Below are 20,059 nucleotides of genomic sequence, written 5' to 3' on the forward strand. Positions count from 1 at the left end.
AGGTTACGCGAGCGTCTCGTTCATTTATCGTTATTCTGGCGCCAGACCACTGCAAAGTCGCTGACATGAATTCATTCCCGCAGGCGCCCCTGCCCCAAGCCGTGGCCCAGCTACTGGAACAGGGCACGCAGTGGGTGCAGCAGGGCCAGCAGGACCGGGCCGCCGACTGCTGGCGGCGGGCCATCGAGATCGCGCCCGACTGCGCGCCCGCCCTTAACAGCCTGGGCGCCTACTGTCTCGCCCGTGGCAGGATAGACGAGGCGCAGGGGTTGCTGGAACGGGCGATCCTCCATGCGCCCGGCATGGCGATCGCCCATGCGAACCTCTCGCGCATCCACTCCCAGCGTGGCGATACGGCTGGGGCGTTGGCGGCCATAGAACTGGCCATCCGGGCAGAACCCACCTCGTGGGGTCCCCATATGGAAAGGGCCCGCCTGTTGGAATCCGTCGGCCGACGGCGCGAGGCTTCGAAGGCCTGGAGCAGCGCGCTGGCGTACATGCCGGAGGCCGCGCGGCAGTCACCACATCTGCAAGCGCTCATACAGCAGGCCAGTACCTCCGTGCAGGACAACCAGGCACAGCTGCGCGCCTTCCTGGAGGATCGGCTGAACGGCGTGACCGGGCGGCAGAGCCATCGTGAGCTCGAGCGATTCAACCACTGCCTCGACATCGTCACCGGTAGGCGCAGTTTCATCACCGCACGCCCGTTGATGCTGCCGTTTCCGCGCTTGCCGGCCATTCCGTTCTTTCATCCTGAGGATTACGACTGGACGTCGAAGGTGGAGGCCGCTTTTCCCGACGTGCTCCGGGAGTTGCAGGCCCTACTGGACCAGCAGCGCGATTTCGTCCCCTACGTTCAAACCGAGGAAGGCCAGCCGAAAGGGCAGTTCGCCGCGCTGGACCGCACGCTGGACTGGGGCGCCTACTTTCTCTGGAAGAACGGCCAACGCATCGACGCGCAGGCCGACCTGTGCCCGTGCACCGAGGCCGCACTCCTGGAGCATGCGCCGCTGAACACGATCCCCCAGCGTGCGCCAGTCGCATTCTTCTCGGCACTCAAGCCGGGCACCCATATCCCGCCCCACAATGGCGCGACAAATACGCGCCTGACCGTACACCTTCCGTTGATCATCCCGCGGGACTGCGCCCTGCGAGTCGGCGAGGAAACCCACGTCTGGAGACCTGGCAAGCTGGCGATGTTCGATGACACCATCGAACACGAGGCCTGGAACTTCAGCGACCAGCTGCGCGTGGTCCTGATCTTCGACGTTTGGCACCCGATGCTCACCGACTTGGAAAGGCGGCTGGTCGCCCATACCGTGGAAGGCATCATGGCCTACTACGGCGAAGGCGCCGACCTCGGAGAATTGTGAGCAGCGACCTCGACACCCTGACCCGCTTCCTCCTCCCCGCCGCCGGTGTCCGCGGCGTGGCGGTGCGCCTGGACGAGACCTGGCAGACCGTCGCCGGCCGCACCCGTTACCCGGCGGCCGCCCGTGAGTTGCTGGGCGAGGCCGTGGCCGCCGCCGCGCTGTTCACCGGGCACACCAAGGTCGACGGCCGCCTGTCGATCCAACTGCGCAGCCAGGGTGCGCTGCGCACGCTCTTCGCCGAATGCACGGCGGCAGGCACGGTGCGCGGCATCGTCCAGCTACAGGATGGCCTGGACGCGCCCCGTGATCTGCAGAATCTCGGCGAGGACGCCTTGCTGGCCATCACGATCGAGAATCCGGGTCTGGACCCTCGCGAGCCCCAGCGCTACCAGAGTCTGGTAGCCCTGCAGGCCGGCCGACTGGCCGAGGCCTTCGAGGATTATTTCCGCCAGTCCGAGCAATTGCCCACCCGCCTGCTGCTGGCGGTCGACGAAGGCCGCGCCAGCGGCCTGATGTTGCAGAAGCTGCCGGGGGACGAGGGCGACGTCGACGGCTGGACCCGGACCGGCGCCCTGTTCGACACCCTGGGCGAACCCGAACTGCTGGCCGTCCCTACCCGCGAACTGCTGCACCGCCTGTTCCACGAAGAAGCCCCGCAAATCCTGACCGAGCGCCCAGTTCGCTTCGGTTGTTCTTGTTCCCGCGAGCGGGTTGCGAGCATGCTGCAGTCGTTGGGGGAAGAAGAAGCGACGGCGGCACTGGCCGACGGCGTCGCGGAAGTCCGTTGCGAGTTCTGTGGGCAGGAATACCGCTTCACGCCCTCGGAGATCGCGGAACTTTTCAGCCTGCCGACGGTCGATCTGGAGGCGCCGGGTCGGTTGCAGTGACCCCGGCTGTCGGGCAGCCGCCCCCGGGGACTTGTTAAAGAAACATAAACGGCATAGCATCAGTTCCCCTTCGGGAGGGGAACTCCGGGTCGTCCTAGGAGTCTGAAGCCAGCCATGAACCTGCGTAGCCTGACACTGTCGCTCGCCCTGTTGCTCGCCTCCGGCGTGGCGGTGGACGCGCATGCGCAGAAGGCACCACGCAAGTCCGCCGCGGAGCCGCAGGCCACCGCCCTCCCCATCTGGAACAACGATGGCAAGGTCGAAGCGGTCCTGCTGCTGGAGCCCACGGGCGAGGCCGAGGCCGGCGCCCGCTGGCGCTTGGGCCGCAACACCCTGACCACCGCCTTTGGGCTGGACAGCGGCGACGCCCTGGGCCTGGTCTGCAATCGCAAGGCCGGGGTGGTCGGCAACATCGGCAATCTCGCCAGCCATTGCATGCTTGCCACGCTGGGCGATGACGACGACAACACGGACAGCCAGCGGATCGGTGCCTCGGCGGTGCTGAGCCGTCCCGGCGGCAAGCTGGGCCTGTCGGCCGGTACCGGTCGCGACACCCTCCCGGCATGGCTGTCGTCCGGTCGCGCGACCGGCCGCATCGAGCAGAACGACCTGGCCGTGTTCGGCCAGAAGAACATCGGCCGCGAAGGCTTCGTGTCGATCGGCGGCGCCGTGGCCAAGGCCACGCTGGTCCCCGCGTCCGACCTGCCCGCCTTCGCCGACCGCTGGAAAACCCGCAGTCTGACCGTAGGCGGCGGCTATGGCCCCTTCAGCGCCAACATCATCGGCCGCGTGGTCGACGTGCCCGGCCAGCCCGGCAAGTGGGAAGGCCTTGGCCTTGGCCTAACCTGGCGTACCCCGTGGAGCGGACAGCTTACCGTGGGCGCTGAGAACGTCATCACCCGCGGCAAGAATCCTTTCTCGCTGACCAACGAGAACGCCGACGAAGGCACCGTGCCCTACGTGCGGTACGAACAGGATCTCTGAATCGGCCTTCCCCTGGCGGTCCTGAGCTGCCGTCGAGGTCCCGCGAACATGCGTGCCGCCCGCGCTCCCATCGAACACGGCGTGGCCTCTACACTAGCGCCCCCGACGAACGACAGACGCCTTGCAGATGAAAGTTGCGGACCGGCTGAATGCGGCCAAGAAACAGATCGAATCCGGCAATCTCGCGGAAGCACGCAAGATCAACGCCTCGATTCTCGCCGCCCGCCCGCAGAACACCGCCGCCCTGCTACAGGCATCGCGCTTGGAGGGCATGAGCGGGCGTTATCGGCTCGCGCGGGAGTACGCGCTGAAAGCCTGGGCAAGTCGCACGGGCGACGAGTCCGGCGGTGCAGCGTTCCTGCTTCGGCGCCTGCAGGCGTTCAATCTCGGCGGGGAAGCCATGGCGCTGATTGACGCGCTCGAAGCCACGCCCGGCATTGCGCCTCCGCTCTACGATGCCATCGGTACCGTGCTGAACCAGTTGAATCAGCCCGAGCGCGCCTTGAACGCCATCGACAAGGGGCTAGCGCTGGCGCCGGACGCCATTGAGCTCAAACTGACCCGTGCGCACACGCTGGTGTTCCTCGGCCGCTTCGACGAAGCGGAGCGCGAGATGGACGCGTGCATGCAGCGCGTGCCCGAGATTGGCTTCGGCTGGTGGACGCTGTCGCGATTGCGCAAGCAGCGGCCGGACGCCAACCATGTCGATGCATTGCGCACGCAGATTTCACGATCAGGCCACAATCCCGCCAACCTGGCGTTCCTAGCGTATGCCCTGCACAAGGAGCTCGACGACCTGGGCGATTACGACGGCGCGACAAAGGCCTTGGACATGGCGTGCCGTGCGAAGCGTAGCCAGTTGAACTACTCGGACGCCGAAACCGAACATCTGTTCGCCAAGCTGCGAGCCATGCCCGTCGGCGCCCCGGTGCATGGCGAAGCGGGCGCCCGCACCCCCATCTTCATTGTCGGCATGCATCGCTCGGGGACCACGCTGCTGGAGCAGTTTCTGGATGGCCATTCCGACGTCCGCGGCTTGGGCGAACTCTATGAATTCACCGCGCAGATGCGCTTGGCCACGGATCACTGGTGCAAGGGCGTGGTCGACGCCACGATCACCGACCGCGCGCCATCCATCGACTATGCTTCAGTCGGCAAGGGCTACCTGGATTCCGTGGCCTGGCGGTGCGGCGAAGAATCCCATTTCGTCGACAAGCTGCCTTCGAATTTCCTCAACATCGGATTCATTTGCCAAGCCCTGCCGCAAGCGAAGATCCTGCACATGGTGCGCGACCCGATGGAGAGCTGCTTCTCCAACCTGCGGGAGTTGTTCTCGGACAACACCAACCAGTACTCCTACAGCCAAGGCGAACTGGCGACATTCTTCGCCGCGTACGAAGGCCTGATGGCTCACTGGCACAAGACATTCCCGGGGCGCATCCATGACGTGTCGTATTCCGCGCTGACCCGCGATCCGGAAACCACGCTGCGTGCCGCGTCCGAGTTCTGTGGCCTGGATTTCGAACCCGGCATGCTTGCCCTTGAGACCAGCAACCGCGGCGTCACCACGGCCAGCGCCGTGCAGGTGCGCCAGGGCGTCGTGGCGCTGGACAAGCCGCGCTGGGCCCCCTACGCGACTTACCTCGCCCCGCTGGGCGATGCGCTGCGGCACGCGCGACGCCAGACGTGGAGTGGCCAGCCCCCGGCCTGACACGACGCCGTCAGCCCTGGAGGCCCAGCCCCTGGATCAACGGCTTCAGATACTCGCGGTACGGGTCCCACTTAGGCACATCGCGCACGATCACTGGGCTGCGCACCTGCACAGCGCTGGCCGTGGCGACGCTCTGCGCGCGCGACCTCGGGTCCACCATCGTGGGCAGGAACTCAAGGCCGCAATGGGCCGCGACACGCCGCATGACGCCTTCGGTGTCGCGCGTCAGCTCGGCGTAATGGATGTCCAGCACTCGCCCTGGGAAAGTGGCGTGCCAATGGGCCATGAGATCCTGGTACATCAGGTAGAACTCGGCCAGCTCGGTCTGGTCGTAGGAATACGGGCTCGCGCCTGAGAACAACTCGCGCAGATTGGAGAAGCAGGTTTCAACCGGGTCGCGCACCATGTGCAGGATCCGGGCATCCGGCAGCGCCCGGAGGATGTAGCCGACGTTGAAGAAATTCGCCGGCAGCTTGTCGGTGAGGTGCGTCTGGCCCGGCTCCAGCCGCCACTGGACGCCGCGGACGTAATGATCCGCGACTTCGCGGAAGTCGATCGTTTCCGCGCGCCGCACCATCTCCTCATCGAGGAACCCGGTGCTCTGGTAGTCCGCCACATAGCGCATGCTGGTGACGAAGTCATGGAGTTCGCCCGCATTGAGCATCGCCGGGTTGCCGCCCAGCAGTTGCTCAAGCAGCGTTGTGCCTGAGCGGAACATGCCCACAATGAACACAGGGGTGAAGGCACGATCGGCCGCACCCGCCGCAACCTCAGGCATTGGCGCGGCCTTCAGGCGAGCCATCAGCGCCCTGCTCTGTGCGGTGCTGTAATTCAGCTCGGTGCGCTTCAACCTGCAACCGAGGGTCAGCGCTTCGCATGCCCCGGCGACATCGCCCAAATCGTCCAGTTCCTTGTGGAGCGCGAAGGCGAGGAAGGCCCGCTCTCCGGGTGGACGGGGCGCTTTCAATTCGCGGCGTATTTCATCGACATGATTGGATTCCGGCGTCTGTTTGCGTAGCCGCGAAAGCGTCCACCAGATGGCGGCCATGCTCTTGTTGTACATCATGCAGTCACGTAGGTCGTGTTCGGCGTCGTCGAACCGGCCCAGGAACGTATTGATCTGTGCCTTCGCTAACAACACGGGCGCATTGGCGGGGTTCCGGCTCAACGCAAGGTCAAGCAGGTCCAGCGCACGCTGCTGATCCCCGAGGTAGCTCGCCTGGGCGGCGACCGCGTGCAGCTGGCGTGGGTCCAGCTTTGAGGTTTCGAAGCGCGGGATCAGCTCATGCAGCGCCCAGGTCTGGTTGAAATTGCGCAGGCGGTTGAGCACCTTCACCATCAGGGCGGGCGAAAGCCCAGGCAGGGCGTATGCCCTCAACGCATAGTCGCATGCGGCCCTGTAACTGCCGATCTTCGATTCGATATACGAAAGATGCACGAGGGCTTCCGCGTGCTCGCCCCCGTCCAGCACACGCAGAAAGGCCTTCCTTGCCTCATTGAAGTTACCTGCCGCGGCCGTGCGCTCCGCCGCCTGCATCAGCTTCATCACATCATTCATCGATCCGATCCCGGGTTGCCGCACGCACGCGTGTAACGCGGTCAATCTAGTGCCCATCATGCGAAAAACAAAGGGGCCGAAGCCCCTTTGTCTTTGACACTGCAGCAGGGTTCCGAAGAATCAGAACGTCTGCGTGTAGCGCAGGTACACCTGACGACCGTACGCGTTGAACAGCAGGCTGTTGTAGCCCGGGGTGAAAGCCTGATCCAGACGCGGCTTCTTGTTCGTCACGTTGATGGCGCCCAGCGTGAACTTGCCGTTCCAGGGCGTCTTGTAGCTCGCCTGGAGGTCGTGGGTCACGTAGATGCCGCTGCACTTGTACGCGTAGCCGGCATCCACCGTGTCCTGGCAGCTGTAGCCATAGTTCGTCTCGAACAGGTCGACGTAGTATTCCGGCGTGTAGTCGATCGCATTGACTGTCCACGACACCGAGAAGTCGCCCTTGCTCCAGGTGTTCAGCAGGCTGGCGCGCCACTCGGGGTAATCCGAGAGGTTCACGTACTCGGTCGAGCCGGAGATCGGCGAGGAGATCTCGTAGCTGTTGACGTAGCTGACCTGCAACAGGCTCTTGAGCTCGCCCCATGCACCGAAGTCGAAGTTGGTACCAGCGCGGAAGTCCAGACCATCGGTGTTAACCAGACCTTCGTTACCCCAACCAGCGCGGACCTGGATGATCGCCTGCGTGGCCGGGTCGCGGGTCACATACAGGTTGGAAGGCAGGAACTGGCCCTGGCGCTGGCGGTTGATGACCGTCTGAGCCGAGTAGAAGCGCTGCTGGTTCTCGATCTCGATGTTGTAGTAGTCGAGGCTCAGGTTCAGCCAGTCGGTGGGATCCCACACGACGCCCGCGCTCCACTGCTTGGACTCTTCCGGTTCCAGTTCCGGCGTCGCGACGCGCAGACCGTTGATTTGGATCGACGCGGTCGGGGACACACCCAACTGGACGGCGGTCGGCGCGTCCACCACCGTGTCAGCCGAGAACGAATCCAGCTGATTGATGATGTTCAGCGGCGGCGCGCGGAAGCCTTCGCCGTACGACGCGCGCAGGGTCAGGTTGTCCAGCGGCTGGTAGCGGAACGAGATCTTGGGCGAAGTGCTGTCGCCGAAGTCCGAGTAATCGTCATAACGGGCCGCCAGATCGATCTCGAAGTTGCTCAGGATCGGGAAGATCCATTCACCGTAGAACGAGGTCAGCGTGCGGTTGCCGAAAGAAGAGTTGCCCGACGAACCGCCGACGTTGCCGGCAGCCGACTGCGCGTCGTAGATGTCGGCGTAGTCGTCTTCGCGATACTCAGCACCCAGCGCCAGCACCGAGGTGCCACCGCCCATCTCGAACAGGTCGAACGTGGCCTGCGCGTACAGCTCATCCTGCTTATAGAAACCATCACGCGAGGTGGTGGTGCGGATCTCGTTCAGGACGGCTTCCGAGTTGCCCGACGGATTGAAGACGTTATATTCGCCGGAGTTGAACAGCTGGGTCGCGACCGGAATGTTGACGTAGTTGCGACCGAACGACTTGAAGCTCGATTCGTTGCGGCGCAGGCCGAAGTCCAGCGCGATCTTGTCCGTGGCCTGCCAGTTGAAGCCCAGGTTGAAGTCGTAGACATTGGTGTCATCGTAGTTGTCACGCGGACCCAGCGCCGCAAAGCGGTGCTTGATCAGCTGGTCAACGCCGCGGGTGTTATTCGGGCTGGTAGCGCTGACGAAGATGTATTCCGGCGTCGGCGCGAAGCGGCCGAAGCTCTCGACGCGGGTAACGCTGCTCGAGAAATACACATTCCAGTCGTCGTTGATCTGGTAGTCGCCACGCGCGAAGGCACCCTTCTGGTCGATCGACGCGGTGTCGGCGGCGACCAGGTTGAAGTCGTACAAGCAGCTGGTGCCAGCGGCATTCAGGTAGAAACCGGTGTTGGTGCAGCCGCCCGGGACCGGACCGCGGTTGCGGGTCGGAGCGCGGTTGCCGTTCGCGTCGAGTGCGAAGTCGTAGTAGTTGTTCGAGTACGACGAAGCGCCCGGGCCCACCCACGGCAGGTCGGAGATGTAGTTGATGCCGCGGCTGTTGTACGACACGCCGGCCAGCAGGCGGCCACGGTCGCCCGACACGCCGAACATGGCCGAAGCCTCCTCGGTGTCGCCGCCACGGTAGCTGTCGCCCTTACCGAAGGTGATCTCGGCGCCGTTGAAGTCCTTGCGCGTGATGATGTTGACCACGCCGCCCAGGGCGTCGGCACCGTAGATGGCCGAGGCGCCGTCGGTCAGGATTTCCACGCGCTCGACAGCAGCCAGCGGAATGGAGTTCAGGTCCTGGCCGATGCCGCTCTGCGGCGAGGTCGGCGCGCGACGGCCGTCGATCAGGATCAGCGTACGGCCGCCACCCAGGCCACGCAGGCTGAGTTCGGAGAACGACTGGGCCGAGCTGCCGGAAGCCGGCGTGAACGAACCGAACGAGTTGAACGTGGAATTCTGCAGCAGTTCGGCAACGGAGACCTTACCGCTGACTTCGATGTCCTGACGGCTGATAACGGTGACCGGCAGCGCGCCTTCGATGTCTGCGCGCTTGATGCGCGAACCCGTCACTTCGATGCGATCGAGGGTCTTGGTGTCCGAGCTGGAACTCTCGGCTTCCTGTGCGAACGCGTTGCCGGTAGCCAGCGATGCCGCGCTGACAAACAACGCAAACTTGATTGCGCTGGGCAGCTTCTTGAGGTTGGTCATTTAGAGGCTCTCTCTCCAAAGTTCAATTAAACGACCGAGATCTCACGATCTCGGCCAATGGTTCAGACGCCAACGGCTGCGACTGGTGTCCGAAGGATAACGTAAATTTTACGGCGATGAAAAGAACCCGCTGATTTTCTGAGAAAAAAGCGTTTTTTCTTGGTGGATCAGTTACTTGGGAAACGGTTTCGGCTGTAACGGAACTACATGCCCGGCGCCGCACGTCGGGCCGCGCCGGGCGTGCGGAGGGCGTCGCCTATTCAGAAAAGGAAACGGGACCGCGATGCAGCATCGCGATCCCGTCGACATCTTATCGAGCGCTTCGGTTATTCGACGCGCACCTCGGCGCTACCCGAGAACGTCTCCACGCTCACCCGGGCGCTGCCGTCGCCGTAGCGCGTCGTGAAGCTGGCGCCGGGGCCGCGGCGCTTCTCGATGGTCACGCCGGTGGCCTTGAGCGAACCGCTGAAGCTCTCGCCGCTGACCTGCGCCGAGACGTTCTTCGGCAGGCGCAGGATCAGGTCGCCACTGACCGATTCCATGCTGATCTCGCCCGCAGGCGCCACGCCGGTGCTGACGTCCACGCGTCCGCTGACCGTGCTCGCGCTGAGATCGCGGACCTGCTCGCCGTTGACGATCACTTCGATGCGCCCCGATACCGTTTCCGCATCGATCTCGCCGGCCAGGCGCCCCCGCAGCAGGACGGCACCGCTGACCGTGGCGACGCCGACGTCATCGCTGTTGAGGGTCAGGGTGGCGTTGCCGCTCACGGTCTCGACATCGGCTTTGCGCGGTGCCGCCGCCGCCACAACGCTGCCGCTCACCGTGCTGATGGACATTTCGCTGGACGCCAGTCCCGTCACATGCACGTCGGCAGCGACCGATTCGATATCCAGATCGGCGCGCAGCGGCACCATCACCACCAGGTCGGTCGGGCCGGTCTTTTCGCCGCCCCAGCCATTGTTCTTGGGATAGCGCACCTCGATGCTGACCCGTGGGCCCGAACCGTCGATGTCGAGCTTTTCCACGCCCTTGCCGAGCGTGCCGGTCACCCGCACCTCGTTGCGTTCCCACCCGCGGACGTCGATGCGTCCCTTGAGGTTGCTGATATCCACGCGTCCGCGTGCGTCCAGCGGGCGTGTCTCGTTGATGGCGGTCTGCGCCAACGCGCTGGGTGCCAGCAGCGCCGCGGCCAGGAATAGCGGGAAAGAGAGTGTCGTACGCATGGGGAGCTCCTCAGGTCATGACCGCGCGCTGGGTCAGCGCCAGGCGGCGGGCGTAGGTGCGGCGCAACTGGTCCAGCAGGAAGCGCGCGTTGGGGTCGGTGGCGATGGCGTGGCGGATCTCGGCGGCGCTTACGTCCAGCGCGTGCAGCGCCGGACCGTACTCGGGCGAGCCCTTGGCCTGCACGTCCAGTTGCGCCAGGGCACCGGTGTAATCGCGTGTCAGAGCGGCGGCCTCACGCTGGATCACGGCATCACCGGTCGGCGCGCGCTGGAGCTGCCAGGTCACAGTGACGGCCAACAGCACCGAGGCGGCCAGTGCGAACGGCGCCAGGGCTCGCCGCTTCGGTGCAGGCGCCTGCTGGGGCATGGATGCCAGACGCGCGGCGATGTCGGGCCACAGGTCGCGCGCCGGTAGCGTGTCTTGGCGCAGCGCGCGGAGCTGCCAGCGCAGCGCGTCCTCGGACGGCGGGGTCGGATCGTGGGGGGTCATGCGTGTACTCCTAGACGCTCGCGCAGCAGGTGCCGCGCACGGTGCAACTGGGCCTTCGAACTGCCCACCGCCATGCCCAGCTCGGCGGCGATCTCTTCATGCTTCCAGCCTTCCACGTCGTAGAGGACCAGGACGGCGCGGGCGCGCGGCGGCAGCGTGGCGACCGCACGCTCCAGATCCATCGACAGGGCGGTGGTCTGCCCGGCACTGTCGGCCAGGCCCAGCCCTTCGATGGCGTCTTCGTCCTCGTCGAAACGGGGGCCGTTGCGCCGGCTGCGCAACTCCATCAAGGCGGTATTGACCGCCAGCCGGTGCAGCCAGGTGCCGAAGGCGCTTTCGAAGCGGAAGGCCGGCAAGGCTTGCCATGCGCGTACGAAGGCTTCCTGGGTCAGGTCTTCGGCACGGACGCCGTGGAAGCCGACCAGGCGCTGGATTACGCCATGCACGCGTCCGGCGTGGCGGCGGTAGAGCGCCTCGAAAGCCTGCGTGTCGCCGCTGGCGGCGGACCGCGCCAGGGCGCTGTCCACGGCGGCGGCCGCGTCCGGTGAGGGGCTGTCGGCGATCGGTTCCATGACGGTTGCATTCAGCATACTGACTACGATGTCCGTTCGGGCGGAAAGGTTTAAGCGCCTCTCCCGACGGGCCCGAAAAAGCAGAAAGCCGCCCGGAGGCGGCTTTCCACACGGCCGGTGACAGCAGGCCTTACTTCTTCAGGCGAGCCGCGATGGCCGCACCCAGGTCGCCCGGCGAACGGACGGTGGTCACGCCCGCGGCTTCCATCGCCGCGAACTTGCCTTCCGCCGTACCCTTGCCGCCGCTGGCGATCGCACCGGCATGGCCCATGCGCTTGCCGGCCGGGGCCGAGGCGCCGGCGATGAAGCCGACGACCGGCTTCTTCACGTACTGCTTGATGTACTCGGCGCCGGCTTCCTCGGCATCGCCGCCGATCTCGCCGACCATGATGATGCCTTCGGTCTGCGGGTCTTCGTTGAACAGCTTGAGGCAGTCGACGAAGTTCAGGCCGTTGATCGGGTCGCCACCGATGCCGATGCAGGTCGATTGGCCCAGGCCCACTTCCGTGGTCTGCTTGACCGCTTCATAGGTCAGCGTGCCCGAGCGCGACACGATGCCGATTTTGCCCGGCATGTGGATGTGGCCCGGCATGATGCCGATCTTGCACTCGCCTGGGGTGATCACGCCGGGGCAGTTCGGGCCGACCAGCACGGTATCCGGATGGGCACGGGTCAGCACATTCTTGACGCGCAGCATGTCCAGCACCGGGATGCCCTCGGTGATGCAGACGATGACCTTGATGCCGGCCGCGGCCGCCTCGAGGATCGCATCGGCCGCAAACGGCGGCGGCACATAGATCACGGAAGCATCGGCGCCCGTGCTCTTCACGGCATCGGCGACGGTGTCGAACACCGGCAGGTCGATGTGGGTCGTGCCGCCCTTGCCCGGGGTCACGCCGCCGACCACCTGGGTGCCGTACTCGATCATCTGGGTGGCATGGAAGGTGCCCTGCTGGCCGGTGAAGCCCTGCACGATCACCTTGGTGTTCTTGTTGATCAAAACGCTCATGGGATGTCCTTCGGTGTCGTGGATTAGGCGGCGGCCTTGACCGCTTCAACGACCTTCTTGGCGCCGTCGTTGATGTTGTCGGCCGGAATGATGGCCATGCCGCTGTCGCGCAGCAGCTGCTTGCCTTCTTCCACGTTGGTGCCTTCCAGGCGGACCACCACGGGCACCTTGACGCCCACTTCCTTCACCGCGGCGATGATGCCCTCGGCGATCATGTCGCAGCGGACGATGCCGCCGAAGATGTTGACGAAGATGCCCTCGACCTTGTCCGAGGACAGGATCAGCTTGAACGCCTCGATAACGCGCTGCTTGTTGGCGCCGCCGCCCACGTCGAGGAAATTCGCCGGCTCGCCGCCGTTGAGCTTGATGACGTCCATGGTGGCCATCGCCAGGCCGGCGCCGTTGACCATGCAGCCGATGTTGCCGTCCATGGTCACGTAGTTGATGTCCAACTCGGAGGCCGTCACTTCGGTCTCGTCTTCCTGGCTCTTGTCGCGCATCGCGACCAGGTCCTTGTGGCGGAAGCTGGCGTTGTCGTCGCTGTTGAACTTGCCGTCCAGCGCGTACAGGTTGCCATCGTCCAGGATCGCCAGCGGGTTGATCTCGACCAGCGCTAGGTCCTTCTCGTTGAAGATGCGGTACAGGTTCACCATGATGTTGGCGAACTGGCCCGCCTGCTTGGCGGTCAGGCCCATCTTGAAGCCGAACTCGCGGCCCTGGTACGGCTGCACACCTTCGACGAAGTCGACGTGGAGCGTGTGGATCTTGTCCGGCGTCTCGGCCGCGACCTGCTCGATCTCCACGCCACCCTCGGACGAGGCGATGTAGGTGATGGTGCGGGTACCGCGGTCCACCAGGACTGACAGGTACAGTTCCTTGACGATCTCGCCGGCGGTGGTCACCAGCACCAGGTTGACCGGCAGTTCGACGCCGGCGGTCTGGTAGGTGGCCATTTTGGTGCCGAGCATCTTGGCGGCCGCCGCCTTCACATCGTCGGTGGTCTTGCAGAACTTGACGCCGCCGGCCTTGCCGCGACCACCCGCGTGGATCTGGGCCTTGACCATCCAGGGGCCGTTGCCGAGGGACTGGGCGGCCGCGACCGCTTCATCCGCCGTGGACGCGACTTTGCCGGCCGGGACCGGGATGCCGTACTCGGCGAGCAGCTGCTTCGCCTGATATTCGTGGAAATTCATGTGTCACCGTGGGAAGGGAACAGAAGACACTGCCCGGGGCCGGGGCCGGGGGCCGTGGCGTGGGCAAGCCCCCTATTGTCGCTGACCGGGGCGGGGGGCGCAAAACCTCGGGTCTAAGCCTTTGGTGGAAAAGGACACGCTGGGCCACGCGGGGGCGGTCGCGCCTATACTGTGAGCCTCGCTACAGGGGAAGTACGCGTTTGCGCCAGGCCCAGTCGCTCCTGTCCCGCATCGAATCGGTACCGCGCCGCGAGCTGTATTTCTTCGCGCTGTACCGGCTGCTGGAGGCCGGGATCCTGGCGGCGCTGTTGTTCAGCCCCTTGGGCGATGTCTTGGGGCAGCCGCGCCACGAAGAGCTGGGTACGGCCGTCACCATCGGCTACCTGTCCTTGGCTCTCGTCCTGTTCTTCGTGGGCCGCAACGTCGGCTGGCTGACCTGGATCGTGTTCGCCAGCGTCTGCATCGACATCACCGCCGCCACCCTGGCCACTCACGCCCTGCCCGGCGCGACGGCGGGCATCGCGATGATGCTGCTGTTCAACGTCTCGGCCGCGGCCCTGCTGCTGCCCTCCACGCGGATGGCCCTGGTGGTGGCGCTGATCGCGATCGCGGCGCTGTTCGGCGAATACTTCTTTACCCTCTTCCACGACCGCACCACGAGCCGTTCGGTGGCCGAGGTCATCATGTTCGCGGTCAGCTATCTGGCGCTGGCCTATCTTGCGCACCAAGCGGGCCAAAAGGCGCGCACCAGCCAGGCGCTGGCGGAAAAGCGCGGCGAGGAAGTCGCCAACCTGTTCGAAGTCAACGAACTGATCATCCGCCGCATGCGCACCGGCGTGCTGGTGGTCGACGCCGACAACCACATCAAGCTGGCCAACGAAGCGGCCAGCCTGCTGCTCGGCGACGGCGCGGATGGCCAGGGCACGGACGGCAAGGGCGTCTCACTGCTGCATGCCGCGCCGGAACTGGCCCGGCGCCTGCAGCGCTGGCGCAATGGATGGCAGACCGACGAGTCGCCGATGCAGCTCTCGCCGGAACAACCCGAGGTCCAGCCCCGGTTCGCCCGCCTGCTGGCGGACAGCGAAACCTCGTTGATCTTTCTCGACGATGCCACGGTCGTGTCCCGTCGGGCGGAGTCGCTGACCCTGGCCGCGTTGGGACGGTTCTCGGCCAGCCTCGCGCACGAGATCCGCAACCCGCTGGCTGCGATCAACTATGCCGTGCAGTTGCTGGAGGAATCGCAACAGGTCACCGACGGCGACCGTCGCCTGCTGCAGATCATCCACCAGCAGTGCCAGCGTACCAACGGCATCGTCGAAAGCGTGCTGGGCCTCGCCCGCCGCGAACGGGCGACCCCCGAGCACGTGGACCTCAACACGTTCATTCGCCGGTTCGTGGACGAGTACCAGCAGACCCTCTCCATCGAGACTGACACGCTGGAGCCCATCATCGGCGCCCGCCCGGTGCCCGCCTTGGTCGACCCCCGCCACCTGCAGCAGGTAGTCACCGTGCTGGTGCAGAACGCACTGAATTACGGCCGCCTGCCGGGCGAATCCGCGCGAGTACGCCTGCGGGTGTTCAATGCGGAAGGGCGGCCGACCATCGACGTGATGGACCGCGGCCCGGGTATCCCCGAGGCGGTGGCCGCGCAGCTGTTCCGCCCCTTCTTCACCACCTCCGAGCACGGCACCGGCCTGGGGCTCTACATCGCCCGCGAACTGTGCCGGGCCAACCAGGCCACGTTGGAATACGTGCCCGTCCCCGGCGGTGGCAGTTGCTTCCGCATCACCCTGCCCGGCCCGCATGCACTGCTGCCGGCCTGAGCCGCGCCCTCACTCGGCCCTCGCCTACCATCATTAACATTCAGCCGTTACACTGGCCGCACAGGGGCATGAGGGGGATGCATGAATCAAAGCCGTAGCGCCCTGATCGTCGACGACGAACGCGACATCCGTGAACTGTTGACGCTGACGCTGGGCCGCATGGGCCTGCGCATCGACACCGCGGCCAACGTGGGCGAAGCCCGCGAACTGCTGGCCCGCAATACCTACGATCTCTGCTTCACCGACATGCGCCTGCCCGACGGCAACGGCATCGACTTGGTCGGCGAGATCTCACGCAACTACCCGAATACGCCGGTGGCGATGATCACCGCCTTCGGCAACATCGAGCTGGCGGTCGAAGCGCTGAAGGCCGGCGCGTTCGATTTCGTCAGCAAACCGGTGGACCTGGCCGTGTTGCGCGGCCTGGTGAAGCACGCGCTGGAGCTCAACAACGCCGAACGCGGCCCGCCACCGCCCCCACCGCCGGAGCAGGCCAGCCGCCTGCTGGGCAACTCGGCCGCGATGGCCTCGCTGCGCGAGACCATCGGCAAGGTGGCCCGAAGCCAAGCGCCCGTCTACATCATGGGCGAATCCGGCACCGGCAAGGAGCTGGTCGCTCGCACGATCCACGAGCAGGGTGCCCGCTCCTCCGGCCCGTTCGTACCCGTGAACTGCGGCGCCATTCCGGCCGAGCTGATGGAAAGTGAGTTCTTCGGCCACAAGAAGGGCAGCTTTACCGGCGCCCATGCCGACAAGCAGGGCCTGTTCCAGGCCGCGAACGGGGGCACCCTCTTCCTCGACGAGGTCGCCGAGCTGCCGCTGCCGATGCAGGTCAAGCTGCTGCGCGCCATCCAGGAGAAGGCCGTGCGTCCGGTGGGCGCGTCCGGGGAGGTGCAGGTGGACGTGCGCATCCTGTCGGCCACCCACAAGGACCTGGGCGAACTGGCCGCGGACGGCCGCTTCCGCCACGACCTGTATTACCGCATCAATGTGATCGAGCTGCGCGTCCCGCCCCTGCGTGAACGCACCGGCGACCTGGCGCAGCTGACCAATGCCATCCTGGAGCGTCTGGCCAACCAGCACGGGCGGATGTCGCCGTCGGTTTCGCCGGAAGCCATGGAAGCCCTGGGCCGCTACGCGTTCCCGGGCAATGTGCGGGAACTGGAGAACATTCTGGAGCGCGCGCTGGCGATGTCCGAAGGCCACAGCATCGAGATCGATGACCTGTACCTGCCCCAGGCACCGGCCGGCAAGAAGTTCGGCGGCGATTTCAGCCCGGGCGAAGTGGTCCGCGACGTGCCCGGCGCCGTCGACGTGGATCCCGCCGCAGGCGCCCTGCCCGACTACATTGAGCAGCTCGAACGCGCCGCCATCCAGAAGGCATTGGAAGAGAACCGCTGGAACAAGACCAAGGCCGCCGCCCAGCTGGGCATCACCTTCCGGGCGTTGCGCTACAAGTTGAAGAAGTTGGGGATGGAGTAACGCAAGGAGGGCCGGACGGCATCGACCTGATGGAAGCCGTCCCGCACCCGACTATCGCGCAGCCGGCGACGCGATCCTGACCAGATAGTTCGGGCGGTCGACGGCGAGCAACCCGATCTCTTCGAATGCCGCCATCGCCAGCGTCTGCTCCACCAACGAACGCAGATCCGCCATCGAGATCAGCGAAACGTCGCGATCGCCGCTTACATAACGGTCGCACCACCATCCCAGCCATGCCCTGGGGTGCCCCGGCTCCACATCCTTGATGAAGGCGGTGCCGTCCGACAGCAGGCAGCTGGCCATTGCTCGCAGCAGGTCCGGCCTGTGGGCCGCGGGAACGTGGTGCATGACGTCGCTCAGCAGGGCCGCTTCGTACATGCGTTCGTGAGTCGCCGCATGCTGCATCAAGGGTGTCGATTGGAAGCGCCGTATCCGGGATTCATGACGGGCATCGAGCAAGCCACCCACCCTAGGCGCGATGTCCACCATGTCGACCTCGATGTCATCGCGCAGCGCCAGCAACCGATTGAGGAGGTCGCCATCGCCGCCGCCTATATCCAGCAGCCGGGCACCTGCCGGGATCCGGCTCGCCAGGCAGGCGGCCACCTTGTCGAGGTCCACGAAGATGCGCCGGTACGCGTCGGCCGCACGTTTCTCCATGGAGGCCGGCAAGACCCGACGTATCGTTGCGCCTATCGACATGGGTCAGGCCATCCTTCTAACGGCTCAATCCCGGCCCAAGAGGCGATGCAGGACGCGGCGCGGGGTCGAAGCGATGTCGTAGGCAAGGAAGCCCAGGATCAACTGGATTCCCACGATCACCTGCAGCGCGACCAGCATCACGCTGCCGGCCGATGCCGTAACACCGCTGCGCGCGGATTCGATCCAGAAGTCGGCGCCCATCATCGTACCCACGGCCAGGAAGCCGAGGCCCGCCACCAACTCCAGCGAAGCCAACGACATGTCGCGCAGGAAATAGTTGTAGAACACCCGCTTGAAGGTGTTGCGCAGGTGCTTGAATGAAAAATCGAACATGACGCGCGAGATGCGCAGGTTGCTGCTCTCGGCGCCATAACGTGCGTCCATCGGCACGTCCACCACCACCGCACGCGCGATGTTGAGGCGAAACAGCATGTCGGTCTCGAAGAAGTAACGCCGGCTGATTTTGGCCAGCGGCAGCTTCTCGGCAACACGCGCGTGGATGGCGGTGTACCCGTTCGTGGGATCGAAGATGTCCCAGTACCCTGAGGAAATCTTGGTCATGAAACTCAGCACCGCGTTGCCCGCGATGCGCGCGCGCGGCATGCGGCTGATCTGGGCCAGATCGTAGAAACGGTTCCCCTTGGTGTAGTCGGCTTCGCCGCGCAGGATCGGGCCCACAAGTTGGGGCAGCGTTGCCGCCTCCATCTGCCCGTCGCCGTCCATCTTGACCAGGATGTCGGCGCCATCCGCGATGGCCGCGTGATAGCCGGTCATGACGGCTCCGCCCACGCCCAGGTTGACCGGATGCCGGAGCACTTTCACCCGCGGATCACGGCATTGCGTCAGCACGCGGTCACCGGTCTGCTCGGGGCACGCGTCATCCACGACGTAGATCGACGCCACCTGGTCGGGCAGGCTGTCGAGCACGCCCATGATGTGGTCACGGACGCGGTAGCTGGGAATCACCACCGCGATGCTCGCCGACACGGCCGCCTGTTCGCCGATCAAGCCCGTCGTCGCCGCACGTGCCAGTGCCGCGGCCCCATCGGTCTGTGTCGCCTGAGCGACGTCATGGTGTGCGTTCATGGCTTCCCCGCCTCGTAGCCGACAGCGTAGAGCCGGGCCAGCATCCGGGCAATCGGCATCGGCCACAGGCGCTCGAACATCGCGCGGTCTTCCCGCGCCCGCACGCCCGCGCGGACACCGTCGCTGGTCTCGCTGTCGGCATGGATTCGATGGAGCATGCACAACCGCCGCACCCGCGCGAAATCGCCCGGACCGTCGGCCAACCGCAGCCACGCATCCCAGTCCAGGTCCACTTTCAGGTCTTCGCGGAAGAGTCCCCGCGCGCGATCTCGCCGCAGCGTCACCGTCGGACAGGGAATCGCGCAGCCGAGGGCCAGCAGGCGCCGCCTGCTCCTGCGGCGCGACAAAGCCTCGCGCCCGAGGAAGGCCTGCTCTTGCAGCAGCCGCTTCACGGCGAGCATCGGTGTCCAGGCCCTGACGTGGCCATACGCCAACTCCGCATAGCCCGTCATCACCAGGTCGGCGTGCGACTGCTGTTCAACACAGCGCATCGTCTCCACGGCGAAATGCGGCAAGTAGACGTCATCCTGATGGGCCAGTGTCACCCACGTGGCCGGCGTGGCGGCGATGGCCTGGTTCCAGTCATGTCCGATGCCGCGATTGGGGCCGTGCTCGACCAGGGTGGCGCCGAACTCCGCAGCCGCCTCTCCCAGCCAGGGCGAAGGCGTGGACGTGCTGATGAAGACCGGCGATGGCGTCGTCTGCGCGCGCAGCGAGGCCAGGCAGTCGCGCAGGTGGGGCGATTGCCCGTACGCCGGCACGGCGAAGGCGTGCCGCAGCTCCGCTGTCACGCGGGCTGCCCCAGCAGCGACACCATCAGTACACCCGCGGAGATCAGCGCGATGCCGGCCCACTGGCCCATCGTCAGCCGCTCGCCGTAGAGCAGCCAGGTGGCGGCGGCCATCAATATGTAGAAGAACGCGCCGGAGAGGGCGAAGGCCACGCCCAGCTTGACCCGGCTGACCACGACGACCCACACCACGAACCCCACCGCCTGCACCGCAATGGCCAGCAGCACGGTGGGCGACGTCATGGCCGCCACGATCCAGTCCAACCCGCGCAGCACCGGGTCACGCGCTCCGAGGCGGGCAACGGCGTGCTTGATCAGCAGCTGGCTGCCCAGCGTGGAGCAGGTGACGAACAGGATCATCAGTACTTCGCGCAATGCCATCCCCGAGCGTGCCGGCCCGACGGGCACGTGCCGGAATTCTAGGGCCGGGGAAGCGCCAACGCATTGGCGCCTGCAAA

At 65.6% G+C, this 20,059-nt stretch carries 17 protein-coding genes; 6 read left to right on the forward strand and 11 right to left on the reverse strand.

Annotated elements, in window-relative coordinates:
• Positions 1–101: 101 nt before the first annotated feature.
• The 4 genes from AC23D6_RS15555 (at position 102) to AC23D6_RS15570 (ending at position 4,955) form a co-directional block, all read left to right on the forward strand.
• Positions 102–1,373: an aspartyl/asparaginyl beta-hydroxylase domain-containing protein gene (locus AC23D6_RS15555; protein WP_487750119.1), complete on the forward strand. Its 1,272-nt coding sequence runs from the start codon at positions 102–104 to the stop codon at positions 1,371–1,373.
• On the forward strand, positions 1,370–2,260 hold the full coding sequence (gene hslO / locus AC23D6_RS15560) for an Hsp33 family molecular chaperone HslO (RefSeq protein ID WP_487750120.1): 891 nt from the start codon (positions 1,370–1,372) through the stop codon (positions 2,258–2,260). The genes AC23D6_RS15555 and hslO overlap by 4 nt, the downstream gene beginning before the upstream one ends.
• A gap of 150 nt (positions 2,261–2,410) precedes the next feature.
• Positions 2,411–3,244, forward strand: coding sequence for an XOO1806 family protein (locus tag AC23D6_RS15565; protein WP_487752658.1), 834 nt, complete (start codon positions 2,411–2,413; stop codon positions 3,242–3,244).
• 127 nt (positions 3,245–3,371) lie between these two features.
• The gene (locus AC23D6_RS15570; RefSeq protein ID WP_487752659.1) at positions 3,372–4,955 is read left to right on the forward strand and encodes a sulfotransferase family protein; all 1,584 of its coding nucleotides are present in this window, start codon (positions 3,372–3,374) and stop codon (positions 4,953–4,955) included.
• 10 nt (positions 4,956–4,965) lie between these two features.
• Here the strand turns inward: AC23D6_RS15570 and AC23D6_RS15575 are convergent, their stop codons facing one another.
• The 7 genes from AC23D6_RS15575 to sucC form a co-directional block, all read right to left on the reverse strand.
• Positions 4,966–6,513 carry a tetratricopeptide repeat-containing sulfotransferase family protein gene (locus AC23D6_RS15575; protein ID WP_487750121.1) on the reverse strand — a complete coding sequence of 516 codons (1,548 nt, stop codon included), beginning with the start codon at positions 6,511–6,513 and terminating at the stop codon, positions 4,966–4,968.
• A 120-nt stretch (positions 6,514–6,633) separates the two neighbouring features.
• Complete coding sequence (locus tag AC23D6_RS15580; protein ID WP_487750122.1) at positions 6,634–9,228, reverse strand: TonB-dependent receptor plug domain-containing protein; 2,595 nt, start codon at positions 9,226–9,228, stop codon at positions 6,634–6,636.
• Between the two features lie 326 nt (positions 9,229–9,554).
• Positions 9,555–10,454: a DUF4097 family beta strand repeat-containing protein gene (locus AC23D6_RS15585; RefSeq protein WP_487750123.1), complete on the reverse strand. Its 900-nt coding sequence runs from the start codon at positions 10,452–10,454 to the stop codon at positions 9,555–9,557.
• Positions 10,455–10,464: 10 nt separating this feature from the next.
• Positions 10,465–10,944 (reverse strand): hypothetical protein, encoded by a 480-nt coding sequence (locus AC23D6_RS15590; protein WP_487750124.1) that lies wholly within the window; start codon positions 10,942–10,944, stop codon positions 10,465–10,467.
• Entirely contained in the window at positions 10,941–11,516 is a 576-nt protein-coding gene (locus tag AC23D6_RS15595; RefSeq protein WP_487750125.1) for an RNA polymerase sigma factor, read from the reverse strand. The genes AC23D6_RS15590 and AC23D6_RS15595 overlap by 4 nt, the downstream gene beginning before the upstream one ends.
• A 130-nt stretch (positions 11,517–11,646) precedes the next feature.
• The gene (sucD, locus tag AC23D6_RS15600; protein ID WP_487750126.1) at positions 11,647–12,525 is read right to left on the reverse strand and encodes a succinate--CoA ligase subunit alpha; all 879 of its coding nucleotides are present in this window, start codon (positions 12,523–12,525) and stop codon (positions 11,647–11,649) included.
• 23 nt (positions 12,526–12,548) lie between these two features.
• Positions 12,549–13,718 carry an ADP-forming succinate--CoA ligase subunit beta gene (gene sucC / locus AC23D6_RS15605; protein ID WP_487750127.1) on the reverse strand — a complete coding sequence of 390 codons (1,170 nt, stop codon included), beginning with the start codon at positions 13,716–13,718 and terminating at the stop codon, positions 12,549–12,551.
• Positions 13,719–13,918: 200 nt separating this feature from the next.
• Here sucC and AC23D6_RS15610 point away from each other — a divergent pair, with 200 nt between their 5' ends.
• Positions 13,919–15,541 (forward strand): sensor histidine kinase, encoded by a 1,623-nt coding sequence (locus AC23D6_RS15610; RefSeq protein ID WP_487750128.1) that lies wholly within the window; start codon positions 13,919–13,921, stop codon positions 15,539–15,541.
• A gap of 81 nt (positions 15,542–15,622) precedes the next feature.
• Positions 15,623–17,023 (forward strand): sigma-54-dependent transcriptional regulator, encoded by a 1,401-nt coding sequence (locus AC23D6_RS15615; protein ID WP_487750129.1) that lies wholly within the window; start codon positions 15,623–15,625, stop codon positions 17,021–17,023.
• A gap of 51 nt (positions 17,024–17,074) precedes the next feature.
• On the opposite strand, the gene AC23D6_RS15620 is transcribed toward AC23D6_RS15615, so the two are convergent.
• From AC23D6_RS15620 to AC23D6_RS15635, 4 genes are all read right to left on the reverse strand, one after another.
• Positions 17,075–17,683 carry a class I SAM-dependent methyltransferase gene (locus AC23D6_RS15620; RefSeq protein WP_487750130.1) on the reverse strand — a complete coding sequence of 203 codons (609 nt, stop codon included), beginning with the start codon at positions 17,681–17,683 and terminating at the stop codon, positions 17,075–17,077.
• A gap of 66 nt (positions 17,684–17,749) precedes the next feature.
• Positions 17,750–18,811 (reverse strand): glycosyltransferase family 2 protein, encoded by a 1,062-nt coding sequence (locus AC23D6_RS15625; protein WP_487750131.1) that lies wholly within the window; start codon positions 18,809–18,811, stop codon positions 17,750–17,752.
• A complete protein-coding gene (locus tag AC23D6_RS15630) occupies positions 18,808–19,602 on the reverse strand; it encodes a glycosyltransferase family 2 protein (protein WP_487750132.1) in 795 nt (264 codons plus the stop codon). The genes AC23D6_RS15625 and AC23D6_RS15630 overlap by 4 nt, the downstream gene beginning before the upstream one ends.
• Positions 19,599–19,982, reverse strand: coding sequence for an EamA family transporter (locus tag AC23D6_RS15635; RefSeq protein ID WP_487750133.1), 384 nt, complete (start codon positions 19,980–19,982; stop codon positions 19,599–19,601). Before AC23D6_RS15635 ends, AC23D6_RS15630 begins: the two co-directional genes overlap by 4 nt.
• Positions 19,983–20,059: the final 77 nt, after the last annotated feature.

This window comes from Pseudoxanthomonas sp. G3, from assembly GCF_057654715.1.